Source organism: Vibrio sp. F13, assembly GCF_020806305.2.
Taxonomy (GTDB): Bacteria; Pseudomonadota; Gammaproteobacteria; order Enterobacterales; family Vibrionaceae; genus Vibrio; species Vibrio crassostreae_C.
In genome coordinates, this window is sequence record NZ_CP170175.1 from 1,183,176 (window position 1) to 1,197,142 (window position 13,967).

At 44.8% G+C, this 13,967-nt stretch carries 12 protein-coding genes and 1 other annotated feature; of the genes, 4 read left to right on the plus strand and 8 right to left on the minus strand.

Going from position 1 to position 13,967, the window contains the following annotated elements; translation table 11 throughout:
• Positions 1–11 precede the first annotated feature (11 nt).
• Complete coding sequence (srmB, locus tag LMH68_RS05395; protein WP_229647456.1) at positions 12–1,277, plus strand: ATP-dependent RNA helicase SrmB; 1,266 nt, start codon at positions 12–14, stop codon at positions 1,275–1,277.
• A gap of 115 nt (positions 1,278–1,392) precedes the next feature.
• Here srmB and yaaA read toward each other — a convergent pair whose 3' ends face one another.
• Positions 1,393–2,169: a peroxide stress protein YaaA gene (gene yaaA, locus LMH68_RS05400; protein ID WP_229647457.1), complete on the minus strand. Its 777-nt coding sequence runs from the start codon at positions 2,167–2,169 to the stop codon at positions 1,393–1,395.
• 208 nt (positions 2,170–2,377) lie between these two features.
• Positions 2,378–3,805 (minus strand): alanine/glycine:cation symporter family protein, encoded by a 1,428-nt coding sequence (locus LMH68_RS05405; RefSeq protein WP_032545312.1) that lies wholly within the window; start codon positions 3,803–3,805, stop codon positions 2,378–2,380.
• A 709-nt stretch (positions 3,806–4,514) separates the two neighbouring features.
• On the opposite strand from LMH68_RS05405, the gene LMH68_RS05410 reads away from it, so the two are divergent.
• The gene (locus tag LMH68_RS05410) at positions 4,515–4,703 is read left to right on the plus strand and encodes a DUF3545 family protein (protein WP_017059319.1); all 189 of its coding nucleotides are present in this window, start codon (positions 4,515–4,517) and stop codon (positions 4,701–4,703) included.
• 151 nt (positions 4,704–4,854) lie between these two features.
• Here the strand turns inward: LMH68_RS05410 and LMH68_RS05415 are convergent, their stop codons facing one another.
• The 3 genes from LMH68_RS05415 to nfo form a co-directional block, all read right to left on the minus strand.
• Entirely contained in the window at positions 4,855–5,406 is a 552-nt protein-coding gene (locus tag LMH68_RS05415; RefSeq protein WP_229647458.1) for a hemerythrin domain-containing protein, read from the minus strand.
• Positions 5,407–5,492: 86 nt separating this feature from the next.
• Positions 5,493–6,173: a uracil-DNA glycosylase gene (gene ung / locus LMH68_RS05420; protein WP_017059317.1), complete on the minus strand. Its 681-nt coding sequence runs from the start codon at positions 6,171–6,173 to the stop codon at positions 5,493–5,495.
• 397 nt (positions 6,174–6,570) lie between these two features.
• Positions 6,571–7,479, minus strand: coding sequence for a deoxyribonuclease IV (gene nfo, locus LMH68_RS05425; protein ID WP_017059316.1), 909 nt, complete (start codon positions 7,477–7,479; stop codon positions 6,571–6,573).
• A gap of 326 nt (positions 7,480–7,805) precedes the next feature.
• Here nfo and grcA point away from each other — a divergent pair, with 326 nt between their 5' ends.
• A complete protein-coding gene (grcA, locus tag LMH68_RS05430) occupies positions 7,806–8,183 on the plus strand; it encodes an autonomous glycyl radical cofactor GrcA (protein ID WP_017059315.1) in 378 nt (125 codons plus the stop codon).
• Positions 8,184–8,260: 77 nt separating this feature from the next.
• Here the strand turns inward: grcA and thrC are convergent, their stop codons facing one another.
• The 3 genes from thrC to thrA are packed head-to-tail and all read right to left on the minus strand — an operon-like array spanning position 8,261 to position 12,974.
• Positions 8,261–9,544 (minus strand): threonine synthase, encoded by a 1,284-nt coding sequence (gene thrC, locus LMH68_RS05435; protein WP_017059314.1) that lies wholly within the window; start codon positions 9,542–9,544, stop codon positions 8,261–8,263.
• Entirely contained in the window at positions 9,541–10,497 is a 957-nt protein-coding gene (gene thrB, locus LMH68_RS05440) for a homoserine kinase (protein WP_032545653.1), read from the minus strand. Before thrB ends, thrC begins: the two co-directional genes overlap by 4 nt.
• Before the next feature lie 17 nt (positions 10,498–10,514).
• On the minus strand, positions 10,515–12,974 hold the full coding sequence (gene thrA, locus LMH68_RS05445) for a bifunctional aspartate kinase/homoserine dehydrogenase I (protein WP_229647459.1): 2,460 nt from the start codon (positions 12,972–12,974) through the stop codon (positions 10,515–10,517).
• A 29-nt stretch (positions 12,975–13,003) separates the two neighbouring features.
• Positions 13,004–13,122: a sequence feature (Thr leader region), on the minus strand.
• Between the two features lie 317 nt (positions 13,123–13,439).
• Between thrA and LMH68_RS05450 the strand changes: the two genes are divergently transcribed.
• Positions 13,440–13,898 carry a hypothetical protein gene (locus tag LMH68_RS05450; protein WP_017070076.1) on the plus strand — a complete coding sequence of 153 codons (459 nt, stop codon included), beginning with the start codon at positions 13,440–13,442 and terminating at the stop codon, positions 13,896–13,898.
• The last annotated feature ends 69 nt before the right edge of the window (positions 13,899–13,967 follow it).

Consider the following 13,967-nt stretch of genomic DNA (forward strand, 5'->3'; position numbering starts at 1 on the left):
GAGAAACAACAGTGATCAGAACCTTTGCAGAACTCGATCTAAACCAAGAGCTGCTTAAAGCAATTGACGAAATGGGCTACGAACGTCCAACACAGATACAAGCTGAAGCAATCCCACAAGCGTTAGATGGAAGAGACGTTTTGGCTTCTGCGCCAACAGGTACTGGTAAAACAGCATCATTTGTATTGCCAGCACTGCAATACCTACTGGATTTCCCACGTAAGAAATCTGGCCCTGCACGTATGCTTATCCTGACGCCAACGCGTGAGCTAGCAATGCAGATCACCGAACAAGCACGTGAGCTTGCTAAATACACCAGCCTAAATATCTTCACGATCACGGGCGGTGTGATGTACCAAGAGCACGCAGATATCTTAAGTACCACTCAAGATATCGTAGTAGCAACACCTGGCCGTTTGATGGAATACATTGAAGGCGAGCGTTTTGACTGTCGTGCGATTGAATGGCTGGTTCTAGATGAAGCCGACCGCATGCTAGACATGGGCTTTGGTCCTGTTGTTGACCGTCTGTCTGCAGAGTGTCGCTGGCGTAAACAAACTTTACTGTTCTCAGCAACACTAGAAGGTAAAGGCATTGAAGGCTTCACTGAAGATCTACTTAAAAACCCAGCGGAGATCGATGCGAAATCATCACTTCGTGAGCGTAAGAAGATCACTCAGTGGTACCACCGTGCAGACACGGCAGAGCACAAGCTAAACATCCTAAAGCACGTCATCACAGAGCAAGCTGAGCGCAGCATCGTATTCTTGAAGACGCGTGATCGTCTAGGTGATCTACGAGCTCAACTTGAAAGCGCGCAAATTCCATGTGCGTGGATCCAAGGTGAAATGCCTCAAGATCGTCGTAACAACGCGATTGCTCGTTTCCGTGACGGCTCTGTAAACGTACTACTAGCGACTGACGTTGCTGCTCGTGGTATCGACCTTCCAGACGTAAGCCACGTAATCAACTACGACATGCCACGTACTGCTGACGTATACCTACACCGTATTGGCCGTACTGCTCGTGCTGGTAAAAAAGGTAACGCGGTTTCTATCATTGAAGCGCACGATCAACTAATGATTGAGCGTGTGGCTCGTTACACAGACGAACCAATCAAAGAACGCTTTATTGAAGGCATGCGCCCTACGCATAAGAAAGCGGCCGTGACTAAGAAGAAGAAGCCGAAGAAAGAAGATAAGAAAGCGGTAGAGAAACAAAAAATCGCGAAGACGAAAAAAATCGCGAAGAAAAAGAAAGCAGCAAAGAAGAAGTAATCTACCAGCTTCAACGATTCAATAAAAAAGCCCCATGCAGTTCGCTGCATGGGGCTTTTCTCTATCTGGTCTGTTATCAGGCTAAAACCGAGAGCTACTCGTTAGCCAAGGACTACTAGTTTTGCTCTTCGCGCTTAAAGACAAGCTCTTTCGCGTTCGACTCTTCTTCAACGAAGTAGTAGCCCGCCGTATCAAACTGGGTCAGCGCCTCAACCGAGTCGATTTTGTTCTCGATGATGTAGCGAGCCATCATGCCACGCGCTTTCTTCGCGTAGAAACTGATCACCTTGTACTGACCGTTCTTGCAGTCTTTGAATACAGGGGTAATCACTTGGCCATCCAAGTTCTTCGGCTTCACGGCTTTAAAGTATTCGTTCGACGCTAGATTGATCAACACATTGTCGCCTTGAGCATTCAACGCTTCATTGAGCTTGTCTGTGATGATGTTGCCCCAGAACTGGTACAAGTTAGTACCACGAGCATTGGCTAAGCGTGTACCCATCTCTAGGCGGTATGGCTGCATCAAATCCAACGGCTTAAGCAAGCCATATAACCCAGAAAGCATGCGCAGGTGGTCTTGTGCGTAGTCAAAATCTTCATCCGATAGCGTTTCAGCGTCTAGGCCAGTGTATACATCGCCTTTAAAGGCTAGGATTGCTTGGCGTGCGTTGTCTTGGGTAAAGGTCTCGCTCCACTGCTCAAAGCGCGCTACGTTCAACCCTGCGATTTTATCGCTGACTTTCATCTGTGCAGAAATATCTACTGGCGTCAGTTTGCGGCACTCTTCAATCAGCTCAGCAGAGTGTTCAACAAACTCAGGCTGACTAAAGCGTTCCGTCGCTAATGGTGATTCGTAATCAAGTGTTTTGGCTGGAGAAACGACAACTAACATAACTTTACCCTAATCGGTTATCTAACTGGATGCTGCTAGAGTATAGAAAAAACATCAACTTGTCTTTATGACTCTTCCTATTACTTCGATAGGGAGAATGAGCTTCGATAGACAGAATGAGACAAATGACAGGCAAACAAAAAGGCTAAGGTCGAAACCTTAGCCTTTCTAATCACTTTAGGATGAGCCGTTTATCGCTCCAACAAGATTACTTCTTGTTGTTGTCCCAAATACCGTCTTCCAGCTGAGACTTAAGCTCTGGGAAGTCATTCGAATCGAATGTTGGTACTTTACCCGCGTCTAGTTGGCGGTTGTAGTCTTTCGCTAGCTTAATCACGATACCTGATAGCAGGATAATCGCCACCAAGTTAACAATCGCCATTAGGCCCATCGATACGTCAGCCAGTGCCCATACCGTTGGTAACGTCGCTAGAGAACCGAACATAACCATACCCAGAACAACGATACGGAACAGCACTAGGCCCTTCTTGTTGTTGTGCTCAAGGAAGATAAGGTTCGTTTCAGCGTACGAGTAGTTTGCAATGATTGAAGTGAAAGCGAAGAAGAAAATCGCTACCGCTACAAAAATGCCGCCCCATTCGCCCACTTGTGCTGTTAGTGCACGTTGCGTTAGTTCGATACCCGTTACTTCACCGTGTGGTACATACTCACCAGACATCAGGATGATTGCGACTGTTGCTGAACAGATAACAATGGTATCCATGAACACGCCTAGCATTTGCACGTAACCTTGTGATGCTGGGTGCGGTGGGTAAGGCGTAGCAGAAGCTGCTGCGTTTGGCGCAGAACCCATACCCGCTTCGTTCGAGAACAAACCACGTTTGATGCCGTTAATCATCGCTTGTGCGATTGCGTAACCTAGGCCACCCGCTGCTGCTTCTTGCAGACCGAATGCACTCTTGAAGATAAGAGCCAGTACTTCAGGCACTTTCTCGATGTTCGCGAACATCACGTACATAGCGATCGCTAGGTAAGCCAATGCCATGATTGGAACGATGATTTCTGCTGTGCGTGCAATCTTACGGATACCACCGAAGATAACGAACGCAGAGATGATTACGATACCAACACCAACGTAGCTACGCTCAAGGTCGAATGCCGTATTCATTGCGCTTGCAATCGCGTTCGCTTGAACCGCGTTGAATACAAGACCAAATGCAATGATGAGGAAGATAGAGAATAGAACCCCCATCCAACGCATGCCTAGGCCTTTCTCCATGTAGTATGCAGGGCCGCCGCGGTAGTTACCGTCGTTATCACGCGTTTTGTATAGCTGTGCCAGTGTGCTTTCTGCAAACGATGTTGCCATACCTAGCATTGCGATTAGCCACATCCAGAAGATAGCACCAGGGCCACCAGCGGTTAGTGCTACAGCAACACCTGCCATGTTACCCGTACCTACACGAGCAGCGAGACTAGTACAAAGAGCTTGGAAAGAAGAGATACCAGCACTGTCTGCTTTACGGCTGTTTCTAAGAACAGAGAACATGTGGCCGAAATGGCGGAATTGAATGAAGCCTAGTCGTACAGTGAAGTAGATACCCACACCAACCAGTAAGTAAACTAAGATAGATCCCCAAAGGAGATCGTTCATCAAATTGATTAAGTCTGTCACGTGAACCTCGTAATTGAGTTTAAGCACCGATCATGCTTCCTAGCCTTCCTCTTAATCGCCTATGCCTCTGTCAATGTTGTGTCGGCACTCTTGTTATATTCTTGCGGCGATTGAGACTGTAAATGTCGCTTCATGCATCCATTTTACGTATCAGTGTATTTTTTGACGGGCGGATAATGCAGCGAGACGGCCTAAAAATCAATATGCAAATACACTTATATTAAAATGACATTTCACTAATAACACACCTTTTGTTAACACAACTTTCAACAATGCAGCCCAATAAAAGTCACATTATCGGGACATAATATCAACAACAGCCACGGCACTACCCCAACAAGAACACCATCCTATAAAAATGACGTCAGCCTAGGTTTTACAAGGTATAGTGAAGATCTTCGTTTTTTTCTAGGCCAATGAGATCCCTATACCGCACGGCACCATGTGCACTTCAATGCATTGTAGTCAAAACGCTATTCCATTCGCACAATGAATTAACATTCAATAACCCCCAATTTAATCGTTTACTTAGGTTTGTTTGCCTGTTTTTTATACATAATAATTCTCACAATGTGTGAGCATGCATAAGAAAATAGAACAAAAGCTTCATGTATTTGAAACAAATGAGAAACAAATCAAAGTTATTGTGAACCTAAATATGATATTTATTGGTTCGTAAGAACTAGTCCCACGGAAGGAGATATGGCTTATGGATAGCTTTCAATTCGATGAAGTATCAGAACTAGAAATGCCTCGTGTAACTCAAAAATCACGCTCGAAACCACTCAAGCGTAAGTGGCGTGAAATCGAAGCCATCAACGATCGTAGGCAGCTTGAGAAAGAGCTGAGAGAGATGAACCTAGGTCTTGATTTTAGCCTTGACGATATAAAACTTTAATCAGCACGATAAGAAATCAGATAGCAAAAGGCACCTATATAGGTGCCTTTTTTATTTTTTGAGGTAGTTAATCCGCTCAAAGCGCCATTTGGAAACCAACCCTCTAATATAGAGGACACCTAAAATAGGTGCACCTCAACATTACAACGGGCTAAACACACTCTTGTTCATTTTGTCGAACCCGAGCCGCGAGTTGGCGATATTGATCGGCGATGGTCTCTCCAAAAACAGGGTCATCTTCCGGTTGAAGCCATTGAGACTCCACTTCTTGCCAATCTTTCACCGTGAACGCCTCAACAATCATGGGTAGCACATGCTTCTCTTCATATTCCATGTGCTTTCGCTGAGCCTTAACAAACGCTTCAAGCTGCTCAATAAAGACTTGCTGAGGAACCACCGCATCTTGAAGGATCATATCGACCAAACCTAAAAAGTCCGCCGTTTTCTCAGAAAGCAATTGATGCTCTAACTCCAAGTCTTCAATCGCTTGCTCGCTGCCATATTTCTTAAGATAGTAGCGATAAATGACGTCTTCTTTAGGGTGATGCACTTTGTCTGAATGGTTCATAAGGTAATGAACCACCTCTGCGATCAGGCTATAGTTTATTTCTCGCTCCTGTTTCAGAAACTCTAACTTACTGTTGAGTATCGCGAGTAAACGAGCCATATAGCCATGCTCTCGTCTTATCCTTTCAATCATCATAGTATTGCACTCCATTACACCTACTATTTATAAGTGTATACGAATATGCTGATTTATGATTTGACCCTGCTCAGAAAACCACCAACCTACACTTCTGTTGGTAAACGCCAGTCAATAGGTTGTTGATCCATAGAAGAAAGCAGCTTGTTGGTTGTAGAGAAATGCTGACAACCGAAGAATCCACGGCGTGCCGATAATGGCGATGGGTGAGGTGCAACCAATACATGATGCTTGTCGTCATCAATCGCTTGACCTTTCTTCTGGGCGTGTGCGCCCCACAACAAAAAGATGATCGGTTCAGAGCGCTGATTGAGCTCAGCAATAATGGCATCGGTAAAGGTTTCCCAGCCACACTTAGCATGTGAGTGTGCTTTTGCCTCTTCGACTGTAAGGACTGTGTTCAACATCAACACCCCTTGCGATGCCCAAGAATCGAGATAACCATGACTAGGAATCTCAAAGCCCTCTATATCTTGTGCAAGCTCTTTGTACATATTGCGTAGAGAAGGTGGGATTTTCACACCAGGAAGCACTGAGAATGCTAAGCCGTGAGCTTGGTTAGCACCGTGATAAGGATCTTGCCCTAAGATAACCACTCGCACGGATTCGAAAGGCGTCATATCAAAGGCACTGAACACCTGTTCTTGTGGCGGGTAGACGGTTTTACCACTATTACGTTGCTGTTCAACAAACGCGAGGACACTCTGAAAGTACTCTTTATCACGTTCATCATTAATAATGGATTCCCAAGTCTTTGGTGCGGTCATCGTTTTACTTCCCAATCATCAAGGTTTCTAGCGGCTTTCGCCAGACAAAAAAATAGCTGTATCGGCTAACTGTCCTAAATAAGGCTCTAGTTATACCTCATACAGCTATCAATAAACATGATGTGTAGGGTTCACTTGTTGATGAATCATAATAATCAGTTCAAGTTGTGCTTATCTCGATTAACCACTTTTCTGCTGTGTACGATGGTGGCCGTGGTTATGCACGTGACGGTTTGGTGTAGGTAAACGGCGTGCGACAGCAATAGTTGAAGTTTGGGTGATTGAATACATAAAGGCACCTCCTCTAAGACATCGTGAACTACATATTCACTTTAATACTATGAAAGAAAGGTGCCAATTTTTAGAAATAGACGGAAATAAATTTCCCCCTCTATTATTACGCTTGTTCGCTCGCTAGCGTTGCTGAGCGATGAAACATTCTAAGTTGTTGAATTTCCTCTTTCCAGATCGTCGAATCAATGGTTTCCAAGATAAGAGGGATACCATTAAAGCGAGAATCAGAGGCAATATACTCAAAACAATCCCAGCCAATTTCGCCTTTTCCTAAAGAATGGTGTCGATCGACTCGGCTCGCGAACTCAGCTTTTGAATCATTGATGTGCATTGCTCTTAGATAGTGCATACCCACGATGCGGTCGAACTCAGCAAAAGTATGCTCACACGCCTCTTTTGTACGTAAGTCATAGCCAGCAGTAAACGTATGGCAGGTGTCTAAGCACACACCAACACGTGACTTATCTTCTACCTGTTCGATAATCTCTGCTAGATGTTCAAACTTCCAACCCAGATTAGTGCCCTGCCCAGACGTATTCTCGATCACTGCGATTACGTCAGGTACCGCTTGATGAGCTAGGTTGATCGATTCAGCGATCTTCGCCAAACATTCGCTTTCTGAGATTTTCTTTAAATGACTCCCAGGATGAAAATTCAAAAGCGTTAATCCAAGTTGATTACAACGCTCCATTTCATCAATAAAAGCCGCGCGTGATTTCTCTAGCTTCTCTTCTTCTGGTGCTCCTAGGTTAATAAGGTAGGAGTCATGAGGAAGAATGTGCTCAGCACCGAAGCCCAACATTTTGCAATTAGCTTTAAAGGCACCAATGGTTTTCGCTTCTAGCGGTTTTGCCGCCCACTGTCTCTGGTTCTTGGTAAACAGTGCAAACGCATTGGCGCCAATTTCACGTGCACGCATAGGCGCCTGATCAACTCCACCAGCAGCCGAGACATGAGCGCCAATAAACTTAATATTTGTTTCCGGTTTTGAGGATGAATTATTGTTTGTCATTAAATCACTTTACACTTTCAGAATGCTTAATAAATAAAGGGTCGTATCGGTTGTAGTTCAATAAAAACACAACAAATGTAGTAAACTTACCACAAATATGACTGTTAAATATTTTTTATACTTTAAAATATTTTGTAATTACTTTGTTTTCAAAGGTTTTATTGATTTACCTCAATATAATCACCTTTGTAAAAATATGGTTTTTGGTTGTTTTTTGACTTAAATCAATGTTAACCTTACTAATATTAGGTATATATTACCCAGCTCAATAAAAATCGAAAGTTAACACCATAATCAAACCACATTCAGTGGACTAGGAGATAGTTATGATCCAAGGTATTCAAATTACTAAAGCAGCAAACGATGACCTACTAAACTCAATCTGGCTACTAGATAGCGAGAAGAATGAAGCTCGTTGTGTTGTTGCTACTGCAGGTTTCGAAGCTGACCAAGTTATCTCAGCTGCAGACCTAGGCGAGTACGAAAGCCGTGAAGTTGCAATCGAAGCAGCACCACGCATCGAAGGTGGCCAACACCTAAACGTTAACGTTCTTAAGCGTGAAACGCTAGAAGATGCTGTTGCTCACCCAGAGAACTACCCACAGCTAACTATCCGTGTATCGGGTTACGCTGTACGTTTCAACTCTCTAACAACTGAACAGCAACGTGACGTTATCGCACGTACGTTCACTGAGTCTCTATAATTTTTAGAGCTTAAATTAGAATACAAAAACGGCGCTCATTGAGCGCCGTTTTTATTTGTTCGAAAAACAAATGGACGTTACGGTTGAACTCGACGAAGCACAGCTTTTAGCGCTTCAAAATCGTTATCAAGATCTTCAGACAACAATTCCATCGCCGCGTGTTTTGCTAGCGGGCCAGGCAGTTCGATATCAGAACCTAGGATGTCATCAACCACTTCTTTGAATTTCGCTGGGTGTGCTGTACACAGGAACAAGCCAGTTTCGTTCTCTTGCAGTTGCTCTTCCAGTAGACGGTAAGCAATCGCACCATGTGGTTCACATAGGTAACCTTGTGCTTTTAGGTCGCGAACTGACTCAGCGCTCTGCTCGTCAGATACTTTACCTTTGCCTAGTGTATCTAAGCCCCAACCTTTCAGTTGGCAAAGCTCTTCGATACGAGGCCAGTTGTTTGGTTGGCTTACGTCCATCGCGTTCGATGTTGTCGCAACAGTCGGTTTTGGATCCCATTGACCTGTTTCTAGGTAACGAGGAACAGTGTCATTTTCGTTAGTTGCTGCGATAAAACGCTTAACAGGTAGACCTAGCGCTTTAGCCAATAGACCAGCCGTTAGGTTACCAAAGTTACCACTTGGTACAGAGATAACGAGGTTTTCACGTTGCTCTTTAGTCAGCTGAGAAGCCGCCTCAAAGTAGTAACAGATCTGAGCCATTAAACGGCTGATGTTGATCGAGTTTGCCGAGTTAAGACCGATCTCTTTACGCAGTTCAGCGTCATCAAATGAGTCTTTAACTAGAGCCTGACACGCATCAAAGTCACCATCAATCGCCACAGTGTGGATGTTCTTGCCAAGCGTACAGAACAGCTTCTCTTGCAGTGGGCTGATCTTGCCTTTCGGGTAAAGAATCACAACATTGATGTCTTCCATGCCGTAGAAAGCATGCGCAACCGCCGCACCAGTATCACCTGATGTTGCCGTTAAGATAGTGATTTGACCACCATCAGAAACAGCTGCTAAAGATTGAGCCATAAAGCGGCCACCGAAATCTTTAAACGCCAGTGTTGGACCGTGGAAAAGCTCAAGCGCGTAAACGCCGTCTTTTACTTGGTTGATTGGTGCAGGGAATTGGAACGCTGCATCCACCATTTGGTCGATCTGTTCTTTTGGTAATTCATCACCAATCAATGCTGACAGAATCTTTGAGCTACGAGGGACAAAGTCCTCTGCTAGCAGCGCATCGATATCATCAAACTTTGGCAGTTCAGATGGGAAAAATAGACCTTGATTACGGCCTAAGCCTTGACGAACGGCTTGGCCAAAAGAGACTTGTTCATCATTTTCTTTGATGTTGTACAGTTTCATAACTCACTTCCTGTAACGATCGAACCCTGCTTATCTAGGCGACAAACGTGAACGAATCCTTCTTCATTTTGTACGTAATTTTGTTCTAACCAGCGTGCAACACGCTCGGCGACATCTTGTTCTTTGCAAATGCTAAATAGAGTTGGACCACTACCAGAAATACCAGTAGCCAGTGCCCCAGCTGACAGCGCGTATTTACGAGCATCAGCAAACCCTGGAAGCAGTTTCTCACGATATGGTTCAGCGATCACGTCTTTGATCATCTTCGCCGCCAGTTCAGGTTGACCTGAATGACACGCGTGGATAAAGCCCGCTAAGTGACGACCATGAGCAATAATATCCTGACGACGATATTGAGATGGTAGGATCTCTCTCGCTTCAGCCGTTGAAACCTTAATACCCGGATAAGCCATTACCCAGTACCAGTCGTCAAAACACGGTACTTCTTGGCTGATGATGCCTAGCTCTTCAAGCATGAGCTGCACACCACCAAGGTAACATGGCGCAACGTTATCGTAGTGGATACCACCTGAAATCTTGCCTTCCATTTCACCCATCAGAGCAAGCAGTTCAGTTTCATTCAGGGGCTGACCGTGAAAACGGTTTAGCGCATCCAGTGCCGCGACGATTGAACATGCACTAGAACCCAAACCTGAACCGATAGGCATGTTCTTTTCTAGTGTCATTTCTAAAGGCTTTAGCGTAACGCCTTTTTTATCAAGCTCTCTCGAGAACACCACCCAGCAGTCGTAAACGATGTTTTCTTTTGCTTCAGTTGGCAGCTTAGAAACAAAGCTGCCTGCAGTTTTAAGTGAGAATGGTTCATCACCGGCTTTAACCATAACTCGGTCACCTAGCAGCGTGCCATCCACTGGAGACACAGCGGCCCCCAGCACATCAAACCCTACACTGACATTACCGATTGATGCAGGAGCATAAACGACAACATCCATATCACTTGAACTCATTCTTAAACTCCTAATTTCCAACCAAGAGTACGCATCACATCAGAGAATACGCCAGCAGCTGTTACTTCAGTACCCGCGCCGTAGCCACGCAGTACTAGAGGGATTGGTTGGTAGTAACGGCTGTAGAATGCTAATGCGTTCTCGCCATCTTTAATCTTGAACATTGGGTCGTCGCCATCAACAGCAGCGATACGAACCTTACACTTACCTTCAGCGATTTCACCCACATAACGAAGTACTTTACCTTCTTCTGCTGCGATAGCTGACTGCTCTTTGAAGTAAGCATCCGCTTCTGGTAGGTGAGCCATGAACTCTTCAACCGTACCTGAATCATCAAAACCCGGTGGCAGAGCTTGGTCTACTTCAACATCTTCAAGTTCAAGCGCCATGCCTGCTTCACGAGCAAGAATAAGCAACTTACGCGCCACATCCATACCAGATAGATCATCTCGAGGATCCGGTTCAGTGAAGCCGTTATCTTTTGCAATATTGGTTGCCTGGCTCAGTGTCATACCTTCATCAAGCTTGCCGAAGATGTAAGACAGTGAACCTGAAAGAATGCCGTTGAACTTCTCAAGTTCATCACCTGCAGAGATAAGGTTCTGTAGGTTTTCGATGACCGGTAGACCTGCACCTACTGTTGTCTCGTACATCAGCTTACGACGTGAGTTGCGTGCAACTTCACGAAGCTGATGGTAGTAAGCCATGCTTGCTGTGTTTGCTTTCTTGTTTGGTGTTACTACGTGGAAACCAGCCGCTAGGAAATCAGCGTACTGCGCCGCAATACCTTCGCTAGACGTACAATCAACCAATACTGGGTTGATGATGTGGTTACGTTGAACCAAAGCCGCTAAACGCGCTAGGCTGAACTCTTCAGTCGCACTCGACATACGGTCACGCCACTGCTCTAACGGTAGACCATCGCTGTCTAGCAACAAACCTTTACTGTTTGCTAAACCACATACGCGAATCACGATGCCTTTTTCAGCCAGTTTGCCTTGCTGACGTTGGATCTGGTCAACAAGCTCGCCACCAACACCGCCGACACCCACAACGAATACATCTAGGAAGTGCTTAGAGTTAAATAGGTTCTCGTGACACGCTTTGATTGCTTCAGAGATTTTGTCTTCAGGGATAACCGCTGAAATAGCGCGCTCTGAAGAACCTTGAGCAATAGCAACAATGTTGACGTTCACTTCAGCTAAAGAAGAGAAGAACTGAGATGCTACGCCACGTGAAGTGCGCATACCGTCACCCACCAGCGTTACAATCGCAACGTCATCCATGAACTCAACCGGCTCTAACAGGCCATCTTTAAGTTCAAGTTCAAACGCGTCTGACAACACTTGTTTCGCTTTCACCTTATCAGCCGATTCAATACAGAAGCTGATGCTGTACTCAGAAGAAGATTGAGTAATAAGGACAATAGAAACGCCAGCAGAAGACATCGCGCCGAATACACGACTCGCCATACCTACCATGCCCTTCATGCCTGGGCCTGATACGTTAACCATGGTTAGGTCACTTAGCGTCGTAATACCTTTGATTGCTAGGTTATCTTCGCCAGTGTCTTGGCCAATCAAAGTACCTGCGCCTTGTGGGTTGAAGCTGTTTTTGATCAGACAAGGAATGTGGAATTGCGCAATAGGAGCAATGGTTTTCGGGTGTAGAACCGAAGCACCAAAGTAAGAAAGCTCCATCGCCTCTTGGTAGCTAAGAGACTTGAGCAGACGAGCATCATCAACTAAGCGTGGGTCACAGTTGTAAACGCCATCGACATCAGTCCAGATTTCACAGCAATCAGCACGTAGACACGCCGCTAACACAGCCGCTGAGTAGTCAGAACCATTACGACCTAGTGTGACTAGCTCACCTTTTTCATTACCCGCAGTAAAGCCAGGCATGATGTTAACGTGACCTTTAGGAAGTGGAGATTGTTGGAAGTTCTGAGTAGAGACATCCACATCGACCATAGCTTCAAGGTGATCGCCTTTAGCGTATAGGTATTGGACAGGGTCAATCAGGCTTGCTGGTTGGCCTTTCGCTTCCAGTACCGCTTTCATTAACTGGATAGAGATTCGCTCACCTTTACTGATGATGCGAGCATTAACGTGGTTCGGGCACATACCAAGTAGGTTGATGCCATTCACGAACTGCTTTAGCTGAGCAAGAGAGGTATCCACCTGCTCTTGAAACGCGGCACCATCGATAGAAGGCACGACCGCTTTGATCTCTGCAAACAGTGTGTTAAATGAAGATTCGATCTCTGTAATCTGTGCGTCAGCTTCACCATTTTTCAGTGCAGCTTCAATAACAGCGACCAACTTATTGGTTGTTTTTCCTGGAGCCGATAGTACAACGGCTAGCTCTTCTTGCTGGGCATTATTAGCGATGATATCAGCCGCTCGTAAAAAACGATCTGCATCAGCTAATGATGAACCTCCAAACTTTAAAACGCGCATCCCTTTCTCCATAAGTCATAAAAATGGTACAAAAAAAGGCCTGTATCTTGTTGGATACAGGCCTTTTTTTTAAAATCCGTTACTTAGCAGCCTGCCCCAACAATGTTAATGTCGGTAATAATAATGGTTGTGGTCATTACTAGGTGGCTTACGTGCTGCATATCAAATTCTCTGCTTGTGCTTTACTCTACGTGTATCAATTTTTACCACTGGACGTCAATGAAAAGTTGCGTTTTTTTTACATTCGCACCGTTTTTCAGAGCAAACCGTCATTTAAGGGATAAAACACCCTGTATAAACCTTCACTTAAGATACTGGATTTACTCATTGAACAGGCAAGAGTGATCAATTGCATATATAGTCACAACAAAATGCTATATCGATTGTGCAGCGAACGTACAAGTTCTGTGCTTTAATTGAACGATAACGTTCGAAGAACAATAATAATGACATCAGGAGTGGGAAATGAAGAGATTACTTATTCTTTTGGCTTTTGCTATGCCTGTTGTTTGTTCAGCGAATAGCTTGCCTCTACTACCCAGCCAGATCGATAGTTCTTCTCATAAATTCTTTATCTCCACACAAAACGCGTCGAGTGAAAGCTTCGATACTTGGAAGATAGACAGTGGCTACTCTTATAGCTTGTTTTCAGATGTGGATCTTTACGTCGGTACACGTATCAATAGTGCGGCACTGAAACAGGAAAGTGGATTCTTGAGTGGTGTCAGTTATCAGTTCTCAGAAAGAGTCTCTTTTAACAGTTCTCTACACACCTATAAAGACGAGACCGAAGACAATGAGAAATCGGTAGCCGCAGAGGTTTCCAGCCGAGTGCAACTAACAGATAACCTAGATTTGCATGCCACCCTTGATTATGAAGAGTGGCAGCAAGGTGTTGAAGTGGGACTAGGGTTTCGCTTTTAGTCTCTTTAGCTTGTTCTTTATTAACAGATTAGTGCGGATTGAGATCCAAACTTTTAGTACATCACAAAC